18 protein-coding genes are annotated in these 18,675 nt (G+C 31.1%); 10 read left to right on the plus strand and 8 right to left on the minus strand.

What is annotated here, in order from left to right; genetic code table 11:
* Window positions 1-15 precede the first annotated feature (15 nt).
* On the minus strand, window positions 16-1,371 hold the full coding sequence (locus HMPREF3241_RS05205) for a HAMP domain-containing sensor histidine kinase (RefSeq protein WP_002447222.1): 1,356 nt from the start codon (window positions 1,369-1,371) through the stop codon (window positions 16-18).
* On the minus strand, window positions 1,364-2,038 hold the full coding sequence (locus tag HMPREF3241_RS05210; RefSeq protein ID WP_002447223.1) for a response regulator transcription factor: 675 nt from the start codon (window positions 2,036-2,038) through the stop codon (window positions 1,364-1,366). The genes HMPREF3241_RS05205 and HMPREF3241_RS05210 overlap by 8 nt, the downstream gene beginning before the upstream one ends.
* Before the next feature lie 131 nt (window positions 2,039-2,169).
* Here HMPREF3241_RS05210 and HMPREF3241_RS05215 point away from each other — a divergent pair, with 131 nt between their 5' ends.
* A complete protein-coding gene (locus HMPREF3241_RS05215; RefSeq protein WP_070853504.1) occupies window positions 2,170-3,222 on the plus strand; it encodes an ABC transporter permease in 1,053 nt (350 codons plus the stop codon).
* On the plus strand, window positions 3,222-3,890 hold the full coding sequence (locus tag HMPREF3241_RS05220; protein WP_070853505.1) for an ABC transporter ATP-binding protein: 669 nt from the start codon (window positions 3,222-3,224) through the stop codon (window positions 3,888-3,890). Before HMPREF3241_RS05215 ends, HMPREF3241_RS05220 begins: the two co-directional genes overlap by 1 nt.
* 211 nt (window positions 3,891-4,101) lie before the next feature.
* Here HMPREF3241_RS05220 and HMPREF3241_RS05225 read toward each other — a convergent pair whose 3' ends face one another.
* Window positions 4,102-5,058, minus strand: coding sequence for a YdcF family protein (locus tag HMPREF3241_RS05225; protein ID WP_002447226.1), 957 nt, complete (start codon window positions 5,056-5,058; stop codon window positions 4,102-4,104).
* A 187-nt stretch (window positions 5,059-5,245) separates the two neighbouring features.
* On the opposite strand from HMPREF3241_RS05225, the gene HMPREF3241_RS05230 reads away from it, so the two are divergent.
* The 3 genes from HMPREF3241_RS05230 (at window position 5,246) to HMPREF3241_RS05240 (ending at window position 8,637) form a co-directional block, all read left to right on the plus strand.
* Window positions 5,246-5,701 carry a MarR family transcriptional regulator TcaR gene (locus tag HMPREF3241_RS05230; RefSeq protein WP_002447227.1) on the plus strand — a complete coding sequence of 152 codons (456 nt, stop codon included), beginning with the start codon at window positions 5,246-5,248 and terminating at the stop codon, window positions 5,699-5,701.
* Between the two features lie 279 nt (window positions 5,702-5,980).
* A complete protein-coding gene (locus HMPREF3241_RS05235) occupies window positions 5,981-7,369 on the plus strand; it encodes a glycopeptide resistance protein TcaA (protein ID WP_070853506.1) in 1,389 nt (462 codons plus the stop codon).
* Between the two features lie 56 nt (window positions 7,370-7,425).
* Window positions 7,426-8,637, plus strand: a complete 1,212-nt coding sequence (locus HMPREF3241_RS05240; protein ID WP_070853507.1) for a putative multidrug effflux MFS transporter TcaB — start codon at window positions 7,426-7,428, stop codon at window positions 8,635-8,637.
* 36 nt (window positions 8,638-8,673) lie between these two features.
* Here the strand turns inward: HMPREF3241_RS05240 and HMPREF3241_RS05245 are convergent, their stop codons facing one another.
* Window positions 8,674-9,225 carry a TetR/AcrR family transcriptional regulator gene (locus tag HMPREF3241_RS05245; protein WP_002475293.1) on the minus strand — a complete coding sequence of 184 codons (552 nt, stop codon included), beginning with the start codon at window positions 9,223-9,225 and terminating at the stop codon, window positions 8,674-8,676.
* A 140-nt stretch (window positions 9,226-9,365) separates the two neighbouring features.
* Between HMPREF3241_RS05245 and HMPREF3241_RS05250 the strand changes: the two genes are divergently transcribed.
* Both HMPREF3241_RS05250 and HMPREF3241_RS05255 read left to right on the plus strand, forming a co-directional pair.
* Complete coding sequence (locus tag HMPREF3241_RS05250; protein WP_001831502.1) at window positions 9,366-10,013, plus strand: HlyD family secretion protein; 648 nt, start codon at window positions 9,366-9,368, stop codon at window positions 10,011-10,013.
* Window positions 10,014-10,025: 12 nt separating this feature from the next.
* Window positions 10,026-12,002 carry a DHA2 family efflux MFS transporter permease subunit gene (locus HMPREF3241_RS05255; RefSeq protein WP_020363047.1) on the plus strand — a complete coding sequence of 659 codons (1,977 nt, stop codon included), beginning with the start codon at window positions 10,026-10,028 and terminating at the stop codon, window positions 12,000-12,002.
* 179 nt (window positions 12,003-12,181) lie between these two features.
* Here the strand turns inward: HMPREF3241_RS05255 and HMPREF3241_RS05260 are convergent, their stop codons facing one another.
* Window positions 12,182-12,814 carry a hypothetical protein gene (locus HMPREF3241_RS05260; protein ID WP_002475059.1) on the minus strand — a complete coding sequence of 211 codons (633 nt, stop codon included), beginning with the start codon at window positions 12,812-12,814 and terminating at the stop codon, window positions 12,182-12,184.
* Window positions 12,815-13,031: 217 nt separating this feature from the next.
* Between HMPREF3241_RS05260 and HMPREF3241_RS05265 the strand changes: the two genes are divergently transcribed.
* Entirely contained in the window at window positions 13,032-13,931 is a 900-nt protein-coding gene (locus tag HMPREF3241_RS05265; RefSeq protein WP_002475061.1) for an alpha/beta hydrolase, read from the plus strand.
* A gap of 150 nt (window positions 13,932-14,081) precedes the next feature.
* Here the strand turns inward: HMPREF3241_RS05265 and HMPREF3241_RS05270 are convergent, their stop codons facing one another.
* Both HMPREF3241_RS05270 and HMPREF3241_RS05275 read right to left on the minus strand, forming a co-directional pair.
* Window positions 14,082-14,456, minus strand: a complete 375-nt coding sequence (locus HMPREF3241_RS05270; RefSeq protein ID WP_070853508.1) for a hypothetical protein — start codon at window positions 14,454-14,456, stop codon at window positions 14,082-14,084.
* Window positions 14,457-14,458: 2 nt separating this feature from the next.
* On the minus strand, window positions 14,459-14,935 hold the full coding sequence (locus HMPREF3241_RS05275; protein ID WP_002496255.1) for a thioesterase family protein: 477 nt from the start codon (window positions 14,933-14,935) through the stop codon (window positions 14,459-14,461).
* 106 nt (window positions 14,936-15,041) lie between these two features.
* On the opposite strand from HMPREF3241_RS05275, the gene corA reads away from it, so the two are divergent.
* Complete coding sequence (gene corA / locus HMPREF3241_RS05280) at window positions 15,042-15,989, plus strand: magnesium/cobalt transporter CorA (RefSeq protein WP_002447236.1); 948 nt, start codon at window positions 15,042-15,044, stop codon at window positions 15,987-15,989.
* Between the two features lie 43 nt (window positions 15,990-16,032).
* Window positions 16,033-17,082, plus strand: coding sequence for a type 2 isopentenyl-diphosphate Delta-isomerase (gene fni / locus HMPREF3241_RS05285; RefSeq protein WP_002447237.1), 1,050 nt, complete (start codon window positions 16,033-16,035; stop codon window positions 17,080-17,082).
* 155 nt (window positions 17,083-17,237) lie between these two features.
* Here fni and gltS read toward each other — a convergent pair whose 3' ends face one another.
* The gene (gltS, locus tag HMPREF3241_RS05290) at window positions 17,238-18,446 is read right to left on the minus strand and encodes a sodium/glutamate symporter (RefSeq protein WP_002447238.1); all 1,209 of its coding nucleotides are present in this window, start codon (window positions 18,444-18,446) and stop codon (window positions 17,238-17,240) included.
* Window positions 18,447-18,675 lie beyond the last annotated feature (229 nt).

The raw sequence follows: 18,675 nt of genomic DNA on the forward strand, positions 1-18,675 counted from the left end.
TTTAAAGAATACATACTAAATAAATAGTTTTACAATAAATTGTGTTTTATCATCTGAAGTGAGAGTAATGTTACCATGATGAAGATGAATGATTGATTGGGTAATGGCAAGACCTAGACCATTACTACTAGATTCGTCACTCAGTTTATAAAAGCGATCGAAGATATGTTTCGCATCTTCTTCTGCAATCGTTCCATCATTTTCAATATTAAATATAATCAAATGATTTGTACTAGTTAGAGTGACATTAATCATGCTATTTTGAGGAGCATATTTCATTGCATTAATGATGAGGTTATTGAAAGCTTGATGTAATAGTCTTTCATTTCCTCGGAAATACAAATCTTCCAATTCAGTAAATAAAACTAAATCTTTTTCATCAGTTCGAAATTGTTCATGTCTAATAATATCCTTTATTAAAGTATTTAAATGGACATTATCGTTAAAAGTAAGGTGGGAAGCATTATCTAATTCAGATAAAAGTAGCAATTCCTTAGTTAGTTCACTTACTTGATTAGTGATTTCAAACATTTCATTGATATATAGTTGTTTCTCTTCTTCATTTTGCGTCAATTCAAGTTGTGTAAGCAATCGTTGTAAATGTGTAAGCGGTGTTTTAATTTCATGAGATACATTTTGGACAAAATGTTGTCTCATTTGATCTACTTGTCCTAAATTTTGACGCATTGTATTGAAACGTGATTGCAGCGTTCCAATTTCATCATGACGTGTTTGTTTGATAGGCGTACTGAAATCACCTTTCATAATTCGAGTTGTTGCATTTTTTAATGCGGTCACTGGTTTAATAATAGAATATGTTGATGCAATGACTAGTGAAATTGAAATAATAAGTAAAAGTGTTATCAATACAGCTAAGAAAATTCTAAATTCGCTAAAAGTTTCCCCGATATCTGGACGCATAAAAACTGCTAATGCCCCATCATCTGTTTTAAATTGAATACCTACTGTATTATCCGTTTCATTATCGAAGAACCCTGTTACAAAAAATGCATAAGGTTTATTTTTAATACCGTGATAATCTTCACCGTTGAGCACTTTTTTGATTGCAGACTGACTTATAGTATTTTTACGAAAAGTTTCCCCATAAAAATGTTTGGTTCCATGTTCGTTGACAGTCATAATTTGATAATTCATTTGACCTAAATGTTTCAAATACGTATCTAGAGGTTTAGGTTTTTGTGTTCTTTCATATTCACGAGCTTCTTTAAGTGTGCGCATAATTTTTGCATCATTAGAAGCTTTCAAATGAAAGTGATAATAAATATTCGTAAAAAGAAAACTCATTAATGCACTAAACAAAATGACTGTAATTGCATATATAGCAATTCTCGAATATAATGTTTTAAACATTTTGGTCCACCCTATATCCTTGACCTCTTACAGTTTGAATCGATACTGATGATTTCAATTTAGATAAACGTTGACGTAATCTTTTAATATGAACATCAACAGTACGATCATCTCCTTCATAATCAAAGCCCCAAATTTTTTCAATAATATCATCTCGAGTGAAAATATGTTTAGGATTAGAGGCTAATAAAAATAACAACTGAAATTCTTTGTTTGGAAGATTCATCGTTTTTGAACCCACGGTAATTTCCATATAAGACTGATTTAATATTAAGTTGCCAAGTTGTAACTCGTTATCAGCATTAATTTGATATCGTCTTAAGACAGCTTTAATTCTAAATAATAATTCTTTAACCTCAAAAGGTTTAGTGACATAATCGTCAGTGCCACTTAGGAATGCACGTTCTTTATCACTTAATGCATCTCTAGCTGTCAACATTATGACAGGAATATGATAATCATCTTTCAAAGTCTGACAAAGCTCAAAACCATCCATTCCACTCATCATAATATCTACTATCGCAATATCAACATTTTTATTTTCAAGAAAATCTAGTGATGCTTCTCCACTTGTGAAAGTATGTGTTTGAATACTTTCTCTTTCTAAATGACTTGAAACATATTGCAATAACTTTTCATCATCGTCTACGATTAAGCAATTAATCATATGTTTACGCTCCTATACTTTTTAATAATTATACTACGATAAAGAAAATTATGAACAAAATCATACTTGTTCATATTGAGTTCATATTTTCTTCTTAAACTTAACATATAAAGAAACGGGAGAGGATATCAATGAATCTAGCTTGGAAAGAGATTAAATTTTATAAGTTCAGATTTATATTAATCATGTTCATTATTTTTCTAATGGCGATTATGGTTTTATTTATCAGTGGACTTGCTCAAGGCCTAGCACGAGAAAATATATCAATATTTGATCAAATTAAAGGTAATCAATTTGTTGTTCAAAAAATGAAAGAACCACAATTAGAAAAATCTATTCTATCACAAAGTAAACAAGACAATATTTCAAAAATTATTGATGAAAAACCTTTTAAAATGGCAGGTAAAACTTTCAAAATCAATGGAAACGAAGAAAACGTGATGGCTATAAACAGCGTGAAAAATCATCAGCCAAATTTGAAATCTGGTCATTATCCTAAAAATAAAAATCAGATAGCAATAAATGAAAAACTAACTGCAGAAGGTCTTTATTTAGACGATAAAGTTAAAGTCAAAGGTGACGATACAACTTATAAAGTTGTAGGTACATTAAAAAACACGATGTATTCTCATAGTAACATTGTTATGATGGACCAATCTAAAATAGAACAAAGTAGTAATGTCGCAACATTTTATGTTACGAACCAATTATCTAAATCGGATAAAAATAAAATAAATCACATCAAAGGCGTTCAAACAGCTACTACAGACGATATAACAAGTAATATCGCAAGTTATAAAGCAGAGCAAACACCATTGAATATGATGATTATCAGTTTATACGTTATTACGGCGATTGTGTTAAGCGCATTCTTTTATGTAATGACGATACAAAAGACATCTGAAATCGGTATTTTAAAAGCAATTGGTATTACTACAAAGCATTTATTGACATCATTGATTTTACAAATTTCAATGATTACATTTATAGGTGTAGTTATAGCAGAAGTAGTCATTTTGCTAATCAGTAATATATTGCCAGTTTCAATGCCATTCCATATTGACATGCAAAATATTATCTTTGTACTTGTCGTATTTATGATAGTTGGATTAATCGGTACATCATTATCATTTATTAAGTTAATTAAAATTGATCCTATTGAAGCTATTGGAGGTGGCCAATAATGGGTCTAGTTGTTAAAGACATAAGTAAAACATTTGGTGAAAAAAGCTCAAAAACAGAAGTGTTAAAAGACATTAATTTTGAAGTGAAAGATGGAGAATTCATCATTTTAAATGGCGCTTCAGGTTCAGGAAAAACGACGTTATTGACTATTTTAGGTGGTCTGTTATCTCAAACATCAGGTGATGTAATATACGAGGGGAAATCCTTATTTGAACGACATACTAATAAAGCGCACTTAAGACTAAATGATATTGGTTTTATCTTTCAAGCCTCTCATTTAGTTCCATACTTAAAAGTTTTAGACCAACTTACCTTAGTAGGTAAAGAAGCTGGAATGTCTAGAAAAGAAGCCCAAGCAAGAGCTAAAGCATTATTAACAAAAATTGGATTAGAAGAGCAACTTAATAGCTACCCACATATGCTTTCAGGTGGACAACAACAACGTGTAGCGATTATGAGAGCACTTATGAATCATCCGAAAATTGTTTTAGCAGATGAACCAACAGCAAGTCTTGATGCTAGTCGTGCTCAAGAGGTTGTTGAAATGATCAGAAAACAAATAAAAGATAACCAAATGATAGGTATCATGATTACTCATGATGAAAGCTTGTTCAAATACGCTGATCGTATTATAGAATTGTACGATGGTAAAATAAAAAATAGTTAAAAGGGAAGTAGGATAGAATAGATAGAATAAATAATACTTCACTCTAGAACCCCAACTTGCCTTGTCCGAGGAATTTCGTACTGAAATTCTCTGTGTTGGGGCCCCGAACCCAACTGTGGAATTGTTGTATAACATACTATAAATTAAAGAAGCTTGTGACATGTTTGTGTCTCAAGCTTCTTTAAATATATTCAATTTTGCTAAGAGAGGTTTATATGGTTTGTAGTATTGCAAGCCAAAACAACATAGCGAAATAAATAGTAAGTATTGTTTTATATTGATACATTAAACCCAAAAAGTCTATAATCATAGATTGTGCCAAAAAGTGGTATGGTGTACGACTTCCAATGCCATCGAAAGAAAGATGAGCTTTTTTAGCAAATTTAAGCGCTCTTAAAACATGAAATTGACTTGTTACACACAACATCTGACTTGAAGTAGGCATCATCGAATGAATGATAGATTTAGAGTATAAGAAATTGGTTCGTGTATTCGTGGATTGATTCTCCATAAATATATAATTTTCCGGAACGTTGTGAGCTATAAGGTATCTTTTCATCGCAAGTGCTTCTGAAATTGGTTCGTCAGGACCTTGGCCACCACTTACAATGATGATAGGTTTAGTTCGTTGTGAATGATAAACGGATAAAGCTTTATCAAGTCTTGCAGCAAGAAGTGTAGTCACTTCTTCAGAGAAAATTCCAGCTCCAAGCACCATAATTAACTTTACGTGTTTATGATATTGATGATTTTCAAAAGCTGTAGACCAAGATAGGTAGCCGATAAACGAGTAAATTGTACTAAATGCAATGGTTGCGACCCATAAAGCTAAGCTATTAATGATAATTAGGGGAATAGTACTTATATATAAACAACTCACAGCAAATAGCCCCATAGTATAAAAATGGTGACTAAGTTTTAAAATAAAAAAACGACCTGTTTGCAACTTGAAAATATAACGATATTTAATCAATAACAGTATCATTGCTACAATTACAATGATAAACATTTCATATGGTATTGATACAGTTACCACATGATAAGTCATCATAACAAAACCAATGATGGTATATAAGATAAAACTAAATAAATTAAGAGTAAACGATTGTTTCGTATATAATGAAACAATAAGTAATAATTCGATTAGAAAACATAAAAAAAGTAACATTGTTTTGATACCTCAGTAGTTATATTACTTATAAATTTAGCTTATGAAATTATAATTAGCAATGTTTATGAATATGGCAATTTTAATACATATTTATGGTTTAAATTTTAAGGTATTATTGCTATGATTTAAAAGGATTAAACATAATTTTTTTATATAAATCGTTTAGATTAATTAGGGGATAAAAATGGTAAGAAGAATAGAAGATCACATCTCATTTTTAGAAAAATTTATTAATGATGTTAATACATTAACAGCAAAGTTACTTAAAGACTTGCAAACTGAGTATGGCATATCAGCTGAGCAATCTCATGTGTTAAATATGCTAAGTATAGAGGCGTTAACTGTGGGGCAAATTACAGAGAAACAAGGTGTTAATAAAGCTGCTGTTAGTCGAAGAGTCAAAAAATTGCTCAATGCTGAATTAGTTAAATTAGAAAAACCACATTCCAATACTGACCAACGTCTTAAAATAATTAAATTATCTAATAAAGGAAAGAAATATATTAAAGAGAGAAAAGCGATTATGAGCCATATTGCTAGTGATATGACGAGTGACTTTGACAGTAAGGAAATTGAAAAAGTTAGACAGGTTTTAGAAATTATCGACTATCGTATACAATCTTATACTTCTAAACTTTGATAGAATCAGTGAAAGAGCCTATACAGTTAGAGACGAATAGGAATATAATAATATGAGTGGGGAAATAAGAAAATGAGACTAAATCTGTATGTTTTTGACTAGCGTTTATTTATATAATTTAGATAAGTCTGTAACTTTCTTTTAATGGAATTACAATGAAAACTACATGTAATGGAAATTGTATTTTATCATTGCTAAATGTAAAATATATCGAGTAGGTAATGTGTTTATGACATGTAAATATAATCATAATGTAGTGAGATGAGTAGAGGTGATAAAATGAGTCAATGCCCAAATTGTGGTCATCAAGTGAAAGATGATACATCGCAATGTCCAAACTGTGGGCAACTATTAACTAAGAAGAAAAAAAGAAAGATTAAAGACCAATCATCTCAATCGAGTAATGAGAATTCTACCAATATGCGTCTTCGTAAAATTGTTCCGATAGGTATTAGTGTATTTATCTTAATACTTATTATCGTGTTATTTTTCCTTTTAAGAAATTATAATTCTCCTAATGCACAAGCTAAGATATTAGTTAATGCTGTAGATAATAATGATGCACAAAAAGTTGCTACATTATTGAGTACTAAAAATAAAAAAGTAGACGATGTTGAAGCGCAACAATATATTAATTATGTAAAAAAAGAAGTAGGTATTAAGAAGTATATTCGAGATATCAATAATACTGTAGATAAATTGAATAAAAGTAATTCAAGCGTGGCATCTTATATACAAACGAAAAGTGGACAAGATGTACTTAAAATAAGTAAAAATGGTACAAAGTATTTAATTTTTGATAATATGAGTTTCACAGCTCCGACAAAAAAGCCAATTATTAAACCTAAAGTAGAAACTAAATATGAATTTAGAACAAGTGGAAAAAAGAAAACTGTCATTGCTGAAGCAAATAAAAATACACCTTTGGGTGAATTTATTCCTGGTACATATCATTTACCATCTAAGAAAATTACAGAAAACGGTACATTCAATGGGCATTTAAATTTTGACTTTAGAGAAAGTCATTCTGAAACCGTAGATGTAGCTGAAGATTATGATCAATCATTTATCAATATCAAATTTAAGGGTGCGAGTAAATTAAGTGATAAATCAGAAAAAGTTCAAATCAATGACCGTACATTCACTTATTCTCATTCTAAAGAATTTGGTCCTTATCCAAAAACAAAAGATATAACGATTTCTGCAACTGGTAAGGCAAAAGGTAAGACGTTTAGTTCTGAGACGAAAACAATTAGTGCAGATGATTTGAAAGATAATACGAAAGTTACATTGGAATTTGATAGTGATAAAATAAATAGCTATGTTGAGAAGAAAGAAAAAGAAGAAAATAGTTTGAAAAATAAATTAACTGAATTTTTTACTGGTTATGCAACGGCTATGAATTCAGCATTTAATATGAATGATTTTAACTTTATATCGAGTTATTTTAAAAAGAATTCGTCTATATACACATCAATGAAAAGTAATTTCCAAAATCGAACGAACGTCACTATGATATCTCCACAAGTGTTAAGTGTTCATCGAAGCGGACATACTGTAAGAACAACTATTCAACATATTAATCATATAGGGAATTATATAAATAAAGATTATGAATTAGAAATAGATAATGATGATAGTAATATGCAGTTGGTTAAAGAATTATAAAAACAAAATGGATTTTATCAAACATTCAAAATATTTTTGTTAAAGGGGGAGGAAGCTTGAAAAGGGTGTATCAGTCAGAAAATCAATCATTACTTTTTATTGTTATATTAGGTTCATTAACAGCATTTGGCCCATTGGCTATTGATATGTTTTTACCTGGACTACCTAATATTAGTCATGATTTTGATATTTCTGCATCTACAACTCAGCTCACTATCTCCTTTTTTATGATTGGATTAGCGTTAGGAAATTTTTTGGCTGGACCCATATCTGATATTACTGGTAGAAAAAAACCATTAATTTTCTCACTGATTATTTTTACTATTGCGAGTTTAGGTATTATATTCGTCACAAATATATGGATTATGATTATTTTACGATTTATTCAAGGATTAACTGGTGGTGCAGGTGCAGTCATCTCAAGAGCCATTGCTAGTGATATGTACTCTGGTAATGCGCTAACTAAATTTTTATCATTATTAATGCTCGTCAATGGTATTGCACCAATTATCGCACCTGCGCTTGGCGGTATCATTTTAAATTATGGGCCATGGCGAATTGTATTTGTAATACTAACAATGTTTGGGATTGTCATGTTAATAGGGACTTTATTTAAAGTACCTGAGTCGCTTGAAAAGAGCCTAAGAGTAAATAGTAACATAGGTACAATGCTAATCAATTTCAAAGAACTTTTTAAAACACCCCGCTTTGTATTACCCATGTTGATACAAGGGGTGTCATTTGTATTGCTATTTACTTATATTTCTGCATCGCCTTTTATAGTTCAAACAATTTATGGTTTAACGCCATTAAACTTCAGTATTATGTTTGCTTTAATAGGCGTTACACTCATTATTTCAAGCCAATTAACCGGAAAACTTGTTGACTATATAGATAGATTACTGTTGCTAAGAATCATGTCTACTATACAAGTTATTGGTGTTATAATCGTATCACTAACGTTACTCAACCATTGGACTTTTTGGATACTTTCTTGTGGCTTTGTGGTTTTAGTGGCACCAGTTACAGGGATTGCAACGTTAGGATTTTCGATAGCAATGGATGAGAGTAAAGGGGCCAAAGGTAGTTCTTCAAGTTTGTTGGGATTGTTTCAAACTTTACTTGGTGGCATCATCTCTCCACTTGTTGGTATTAAGGGAGAGAGTAATGCGATACCTTATATAATCGTTATCGTTATTACAGCAATAATTCTTATGATTTTACAGTTGATTAATGTGAAGATATTTAAAAAAGCTAAAATTCATTGATAAAATTGAGTGATTTTTCAATGAGTTTTAGCTTTTTTATCGTTGTAATTTAATTGTATTTGCTAAAAGAACTTGAGCAACCTCTTGAGGAGATTCGAGGCATCCATTACGTAACCAATCGATAAATACACCTGCTTGACCACCAACTGAATAAATGATAAACATACGTTTATTATTTATTGAGGTTTCATATCTATCCATGACTTTTTCATAACATGTTTTAGTGGCGTTAATGTAATCTAATGCAATATCTTTATTAGGATATGTTACAAGCGTTGCTCTGTAGAACGCTTCTTTACGTTTAATATATTTGGCTATCAATAAGAAAAATTTATATAATTTTTTTTGATCTGTTTTGATATGATGAAAATCGTTATAGAAGGCTTGTAGTAATGACATATATTTGTTTAAATGATAATTTTGAATCTTATCTAGTAATTGATATTTATCTTGAAAATGATCATAAAAAGTAGAGCGATTCACGCCACTATAAGCACATATCATTTTAATGGTTATTTCATCAAAAGGATAGTATTCTAAAAGTTCGATTAAACTTTTTATTATTTTATATTTCGCACGTTGTTTCATATATTCACCTAAATCAAAAAGAAAATTTAAATAAATAAACTCTAAACCAACACAATTATTAAAAATGTTGGTGTATTTTTTATTTACACATCTCTATAATAGATAAAGTGAATTTTAAAAGCAAATAGGAGGGTATATTCATGAAAAAAATGATATTAATCAATGTGATTACTATCATTGTCCTAGTTGTTATTGGTGTGTTAGGCTTTTGGTTCTGGCATAACACAACAAGTTATGTGACAACTGACAATGCAAAAGTTGATGGAGATCAAATAAAAATCTCAAGTCCTGCATCTGGACAAATTAAATCTCTTAATGTTAAGCAAGGAGACAAACTTGATAAAGGTGATAAAGTAGCAGAAGTTTTAGCACAAGGCCAAGATGGGCAATCAAAAGATATGAACATCAAAATGCCACAAAAAGGTACGATTGTTAAAACAGATGGTATCGAAGGTTCTATGACTCAAGCAGGGAACCCAATTGCATATGCATATAATTTAGATGATCTATATATAACAGCTAATGTAGATGAAAAAGATATTTCTGACGTGGAAAAAGGCAACGATGTTGATGTAGATATCGACGGTCAAAAAGCATCAATCAAAGGTAAGGTTGAAGAAGTAGGCCAAGCGACTGCAGCTAGCTTTTCATTGATGCCTTCATCAAATAGCGACGGTAACTATACGAAAGTTTCTCAGGTAGTACCCGTAAAAATCTCTTTAGATTCTAATCCATCTAAAAATGTTGTCCCAGGTATGAACGCTGAAGTTAAAATTCATAAAAATTAAGGGGGTCATTTTATGACAGCGACCTTCATTATTATATATATTGTAGTAGCGCTCATACTCATTGGTTTTATTAATTTCTTTTTAATTAAGCGTAAAAGAAAAAATAAAGACAAAAGAGTGGAACAACGTTCGACAATAGATTCTAAGAGAGAAAGTAATCAATCTAAATTTAAAGCAAGCGATTTAGAACAAACAACTAAGTCAAATACTGATTCAACGCAATCAAACGATATTGAAGATGAAAAACGAAAAAATCACTTTGACTCAGAAATAGATAATGCATCTCAATCTATCAATACAGATAGTAAAGAGGATAGAAACGCGTTAAGTCATAAGAACCAAGAGGAAGATGACGCATCGAGCGATGTGTTGAACCCTATCGATCCAAATTCTACTGAAGGTAGAGTTAATGAAAGAATTAAAAATCAAGAGTCTAACTTTATTTTTGGTAAAGGTATAACTAGAGGTAAAATATTAGCGGCAATGTTATTTGGTATGTTTATCGCGATTCTAAACCAAACTCTATTAAATGTTGCATTGCCTAAAATAAACACAGAGTTTAATATTTCTGCCTCAACTGGTCAATGGTTAATGACTGGTTTTATGTTAGTGAACGGTATTTTAATACCTATTAGTGCCTTTTTATTTAATAAATATTCTTATAGAAAATTGTTTATTATAGGTTTAGCACTATTTACGTTAGGTTCCTTAGTTTGTGCAATCTCATTTAATTTCCCAATTATGATGAGTGGACGTGTATTACAAGCCATAGGCGCAGGTATATTGATGCCGTTAGGTTCTAACGTTATTGTTACCATTTTCCCACCTGAAAAACGCGGTGTGGCAATGGGGACAATGGGCATTGCAATGATATTAGCACCTGCAATCGGTCCAACACTTTCAGGTTATATTGTGCAAAATTATCATTGGAATGTGATGTTTTACGGCATGTTCTTTATAGGTATTATTGCTATCGTAATTGGTCTGTTTTGGTTTAAGTTGTATCAAAGTACGACAAATCCGAAAGCAGATATCCCTGGAATTATTTATAGTACGATTGGATTTGGTTCCTTATTATATGGTTTCTCAGAAGCCGGTAATAAAGGATGGGGATCAACCGAGATTGTAACAATGTTTATTGTTGGTACGGTTTTCATTATCTTCTTTATTTTAAGAGAACTAAGAATGAAAGCGCCAATGTTGAACTTGGAAGTATTAAAATATCCAACTTATACACTTACAACTATTATCAATATGATTGTGATGATGAGTTTATACGGAGGAATGATTTTACTTCCATTATATTTACAAAATCTTAGAGGTTTTTCAGCATTAGACTCTGGATTATTACTATTGCCAGGTGCATTAGTCATGGGAGCATTAGGTCCGGTGGCAGGTAAATTGTTAGATACAATCGGTATTAAACCATTAGCAATATTTGGTATTGGTATTATGACGTATGCGACATGGGAATTAAGTAAATTAAACATGGATACAACATATCTTCATATTATGTGGATATATATTGTGCGTTCATTTGGTATGGCGTTTATAATGATGCCTATTATGACAGCAGGTATGAATGCTTTACCACCACGCTTAATTTCTCATGGTAATGCGTTTGTTAATACAATGAGACAATTAGCTGGTTCAATTGGTACAGCTATTTTGGTTACGGTTATGACGACACAACAAACAAATCATCTTTCTGCTTTTAGTGAAGAGTTAGATAAAACGAATCCCGTCATTCAAGACCATATGCGTGAACTTGCCCAACAGTATGGTGGTGAGTCAGCAGCAATGAAAGTATTACTCGAACATGTCAATAAACTTGCATCTGTAGAAGGTGTAAATGATGCATTTATTGTTGCTACAATTATTAGTGCGATTGCACTGATATTAAGCTTGTTCTTACAGGGCAAGAAAAAGGCTCAATTATCAGCTGAAAAAGCAAATGCTGAAGATTATCCTTCGCAACAAGATAAATAATTAAGAGATGTAAATAACCACCTACGACGTTAAGAGCGTCTAGGTGGTTATTTTTATAAAAAGACAAATTCTATATTATTTCAATAGAATTTGTCTTTTTCACTTATCCAGAAACTTTATGTCGCGGAATCATAAACAAAAGAGATGATTCTCGTATTAAAAGAACATTAAAATCATCTTTATTTAATACGTGGTAAACGATTACGGAAAAACAAACTTACAATCAATAACGCAATACTACATCCAATGAGTATCAGTGCATTGTGAATCGCATCTGCTTCAGTTAATACTTGTTCTGGTGATACTGTTAAATAATATTGTTTTAGAGATTCGGAAATTTTCTGAGCAATTGTATGTATGATATAACTGAAATACAATGTAATGACTAGCATAATAGCTAAAAGTAATATATTGACTACTTTAAGTGCTGTGCGATTAAAAATAATTGTAATTACGGTTACAAACAAACTAATAAGACATAGGACAAAGAAAATATTAAATATAATGATGAGATTATCGACAGACTGTTGTAATTGATCAATATTACCTAAATTTAAATTGCCGATTTGCGTAACGGTATCTTGAAAATTTCTTAATTGATGAAAATTTATAGTTTCATTTACAAATGAAATTTTAAATATAGGTTGTTTAAGCATGCTATAGCCAGTAATAGCAGTTAATACTAAAACGAAAACTTGAATAATGAGACTTACCCATGAGCGTTTCTTTTTACCATATCTTTTCCCACGATGGATCTCTTGATGCTCAAATTGAGAGTTGAATTGTTTTTGGTTTTGTAATGTTTCAGACATTTAAATGCCTCCTTTAGATGCAAATTTACTAAGTTTATCTTTTTAATTTTATGTCTGTTATAATTGGGTTTAATCTAGTATCCTAAGTATTGATTAAAAAATATTTCTTTAAAATGACATACTTATCATTATATCTTTTTTTTGCAAAGGTATATAGATATTTAAACAAATTATTTCTTAAATTTAAAATTTTAAATAGAGGTAGGTAGATTGATTAATGAAAAATAGAATGATGAATCGCGTGGTTAATAAATACATCCTTCACAATAGATCGATATTTTTTAGTAGTCATGATGAAGTTAAAAAATTTTTAGAAAAGAGAAGTATCGAAAATAGTAAAAAACATCAGCAACCTGCGACACTTAATGTAAAGTCAAATTTAGATAAACTTACTCTTAATGATATGCAAGTGTTTAGATTTAATTTTAGACATGAGAAGAATCAAAAGATACTCTATCTGCATGGTGGATATAATACTTTGCAACCTTCTCCATTTCATTGGAGACTTTTGGATAAACTAACTTTAAATACATTGCATGAGGTCGTTTTACCTATCTATCCCAAGTCACCGGATTATCACTACTTAGAAACGTTCAAAGCGATTCGTGACGTTTATAATCAATTAGTTGAAGAAGTTGGTGCGGACAACATTGTTATGATGGGGGATGGTTCTGGTGGGGGACTAGCATTAAGTTTTGTTCAATCACTTATCAATGATAATCAAGAAGTGCCTAGAAAGTTATTTTTACTTTCACCACTTTTAGATGCCACTTTAACTAATCCTAATATTACGCAAACGTTGGAAGAAAATGATATCTTAGTTAGTCGATTTGGTGTTCATCAACTCATGAAATCTTGGGCAAATGATTTACCTTTATCAGACGCGCGTATATCACCATTATATGGTACTCTAAAAGGGTTGCCACCTATATATATGTATGGAGGTGGCAGAGAAATATTAAGCCCAGACATGCATGCATTTACTCATGCTCTAGAGGAATGTGGGAACGATGTTGAGTTTAAAGAGTATCCTAAAATGGTGCATGATTTTCCTTTCTATCCCATACGCCAATCCCACAAGGTGTTAAAACACATCACTAAATCAATTTTAGAGTAGGAATTGAATAGATTGCTAACTGAATTTTAAAAGTGATATGAATGTTGTTCTAAAAGGAAGGATGAAGTCAATTACCAATGCTATGCTTATCAACTGGTGATGAATGAGATAATCATTTTGTTTAAACAATAGTATTTATTAAAGGAAAGTTTATATTTTGCTGATGATATCATATTTGCCTTTATTTACATAGTAAGTTGATAGAAATGATTCGAAGTCCTTTGACTGATTTATTTGGTGAATAATATCTTCTTGTAAAGAGAATTGTTTACGTTGAATTTGTTTTTGATAGTCATGACAGTGATCTAGTAAGACATTCTCATGGCTAGTGTCGATGAGTAATAAAAGGTAATCAATTGCTTCTTTTTGGCCTAGAATATAGCTCATTTTCATAGCACGCTTCATCAATTGAGGTGCTGGGCCGTTCATAAACAAATATTGTTGTTCATTTAATTCTGACAATTCGTATTTTACAGTGTCTTTTAAATTCATGAGCTCTATTACTAATTTTTCTCTTATAGACATTATTATTCTCCTTTATGTGGTATTCCAATTGAGTGGCCTAATTGTGGTGGCCATTCAATTTTTTCTTGCTTATGAGCATAATCTTGTATAGCATTCAGATAATGTTTTGGAAATGGTGCAACACGACGTTGTGTCCTATCTATTCCTAACATCATAACCTCATTGGTTGCAACAACTTCTTGATTATCAATTAACATTCTCAGAAAGAAATGAGTTCGTTTGTCATCGTAATTATAAAGGAATAACTCTATATTGAATTCTTGACCAAGTGTTAATTCATGTAAAAAAGTAGTATGTGTTTCAACAGTAAAAACTGTATACTGTAGACGGTCTCTCTCTGGTAATGATAAACCATGAACCTCATTGAATTTATTAATGACTTCGCTAAAAATAATATTATAATATGCGTCATGCATATGATTATTATCATCTATAGCATCTTCTGTCACAGTTCGGGTTACGGTAAATGTCTTGTTCATTTATTTAACCTCCTTAGTTATAACACTATACTAACCGAAAAGAGCACATACATGTAACATAATTCATGATAAAATGTAATTTATAAAGTATGAGGGGGTAAGAAAGATGACGGTGACCGTTAGATTTCAATCTTTATCGCAACCTCTTACATTAGTTTCAAATGTGAAAGAGATTCCTAAAGATGCAACGATTATATGGTATGATTTTGAAAATGCCACTGATGAAGAAAATGAATATTTAAAAAATCATTTTGATTTCAATTACTTAGAAATAGATGATGCTATCAATGGTGACCCACGAGTTAAATATAAAGAATATGACGCGTATCAATATATGATATTTCATAGTATTATTAATGATGATTACTCACCAATCTCACTAAGTGTATTTTTAGAAGGTAATGTTTTAGTGACATACCATCACAAACATTTCCCATCATTAAAGCGTGTAGCTCAATACAATTCAGAAAATCATGATAGTGAATTAGATTGTGCAGATATCGTCATTCATATTCTGGATTGTATGGTGGATAAATATTTTAACTTTGTTTATGGTATTGAAGATAAAGTGTATAATTTTGAAGCTAAGCATGTCGATGACCGCTATAGTAAGAGCGTTATGGAAAATGTTTTTCAATTACGTTCGGATTTAATTAAAATTAAACGCGTATTATTTCCGATGCAAGAAGTTGTAGATACAATGAAACAAGAAGGAAATATAATTAAAGATGCCAAACATAGAATGTATATTCAACATATTGATGATCATCTTATTAAACAAAGAAGTGTTATTCGGACTTCTCAAGAAATGACGAATGAGATTCGTGAAAATTATGAATCATTCACGTCATTTAGGATGAACAGTATAATGCAGATACTTACGCTTGTATCTGTTATATTCTCACCACTCACTTTTATTGCTGGTGTATATGGAATGAACTTTGAATTTATGCCTGAGTTGAAATGGCATTATGCTTATTTCGTGTGCTTAACTCTAATGCTAATTATAACAATAATATTAATCATATTCTTTAAAAAGAAAAAATGGTTTTAAAACTTTATATATATAAATAATTTAACAAAGGTAGGGTGTTTTAATGAGTGACTCACAAAGAGAACAGAGGAAAAATGAACATGTAGAAATCGCAATGTCACAGAAAGATGCGCTGGTTTCAGATTTTGATAAAGTGAGATTTGTTCATCATTCCATCCCCAGTATTGATGTTAGTCAGGTCGATATGACAAGTCATACAACGAAATTCGATTTGGCATACCCAATCTATATAAATGCAATGACTGGTGGAAGTGATTGGACAAAACAAATTAATGAAAAATTAGCAATTGTTGCTAGAGAAACTGGAATTGCAATGGCGGTGGGATCAACACATGCAGCTTTGCGAAATCCTAATATGATTGAAACATTTAGCATTGTGCGTAAAACAAATCCCAAAGGAACCATTTTCAGCAATGTGGGTGCCGATGTACCAGTGGATAAAGCGCTACAAGCGGTTGAATTATTAGACGCTCAAGCGCTACAAATTCATGTGAACTCACCTCAAGAATTAGTCATGCCAGAAGGGAATCGTGAATTTGCTTCATGGATGTCAAATATTGAATCTATTGTTAAACGCGTTGATGTTCCAGTTATTATTAAAGAAGTTGGTTTCGGAATGAGTAAAGAAACATTACAAGCGTTACATGATATTGGTGTTAACTATGTTGATGTCAGTGGACGCGGAGGGACTAATTTTGTTGATATTGAAAATGAAAGACGTTCGAATAAAGATATGAATTATTTATCTCAGTGGGGACAATCTACCGTAGAATCCTTACTTGAGAGTACTGAATTTCAAGATCGATTAAATATTTTTGCTAGCGGTGGCTTACGTACGCCACTCGATGCTGTAAAATGTTTAGCATTAGGTGCAAAAGCAATAGGGATGTCTCGCCCGTTCTTAAATCAAGTAGAACAATCAGGTATTACAAATACCATCGACTATGTAGAGTCTTTTATTCAACATATGAAAAAAATTATGACGATGTTAGATGCACCGAACATTGAGTGTTTACGACAAGCAGATATCGTAATGAGTCCGGAGTTGATATCATGGATCAATCAACGTGGCCTTCATTTAAATAGAAAATAAAAAATGAAATAGTACATTGTAATAATTTCAACATACAAATAAAACGATAATTCCCAAGTGAGATTTATAGGAATTATCGTTTTTTTTATTGTTATGCCGAAATATAAGAGGTTTTTATTATAAAGCGTGTACTTATAATAAAAAAGGTGAATGGTTTAACTGAAAAGTTGAATAAAACTCATAACAATAATTACACCGATTAAGTCGATGAGGAAAGCACCAACAATAGGAACTACTAGATATGCTTTAGGAGAGTTGCCAAACTTTTTAGTGATAACATCTAAATTAGCCATCGCATTTGGTGTTGCGCCCAGACCATGACCAATAAATCCTCCTACCATAACAGCAGCGTCGTAATCTTTGCCGAGTCCTTTAAATAATATGAAAATCGAGAACAGTACCATAAATACGACTTGTACAAGAACAATTATGATTAGTGGGATAGCTAAAGAATATATTTGAGTTAGTTGGATACTCATTAAAGCTAATGATAAAAAGATGCCTAATGAAATATCACCTATTTGTTCGCTCATTTTTAAATCAACGATATCCCAACCAATAAAGTCTGTAGCATTTCTAATAATTACTGCTACAAACATTGAACCAACATACATTGGAATATTAACTCCGGTTAAATCGGTAAAAGTATTGCCAATATATGTTCCTAATGCCATGCAAAATACGAGTATAGAAAATTGTATAAAAAAGACTTGAATAGGTTTATATTTTGTATGTAATGATTGATTGTATTCAACGATACCATAATTTTTAAATGAATCGTCACGATGCTCTGGCTTAAGATCATAGCGTTTTATTAAATATTTAACGATGGGACCGCCAATGAGTCCACCGAATACAAGGCCTAGTGTAGCGGCAGCTAAAGCAGCTGCAACTGCTGAATCTACACCCATATCTTGTAAGGTTTTACCATAAGCTGCAGCATTACCGTGACCACCCTCCATTGACATTGAACCTGCTGTAAGACCTAATAAAGGTTTAATGTTTAAGAGTTTAGCGAGTGATACACCAATAATATTCTGACAAATAGCCATAATTCCACAAAAAGTGAAATAAATCAACATGACTTTTCCACCAATTTTGAATAGTTTTAATGATGCGCCCAGTCCAATTGTAGTAAAGAAAGCGAGCATAAAGAAATTCTGAATGAACGCCGAGTCAAGTTTTATTTTAACGATATTAAATGAATCTAATATAGCCACTAATATTGCAAATAAAAGACCACCAATGACAGGTGCTGGAATACAGATTCGTCTTAAAATAGAAACATGGTTGATTATTGTTTGACCAATTAAATATAAAACACATGCCAAACATAATGTGGTAATTGCATCAAATTCTATCATTTAAAAGCCCCCTTTGTATGAAACCCTATATAACTAGTTATATATTAGAGTAACTCAATGTAAACCTTATAAAGTCCCATAATACACATTATACATACACAAATAAAATAAATCCAGTTTGCCAAATAATGATATAAGTATATTAAAAACATTAATTTTTATAATTTATCAATAAAAGATGGTGAGATTTGTATAAAGATGTGTGTATTAATAAATTAGACACAGTACC

The sequence above is a fragment of the Staphylococcus sp. HMSC34G04 genome, assembly GCF_001838765.1.
Classification (GTDB): domain Bacteria; phylum Bacillota; class Bacilli; order Staphylococcales; family Staphylococcaceae; genus Staphylococcus; species Staphylococcus epidermidis.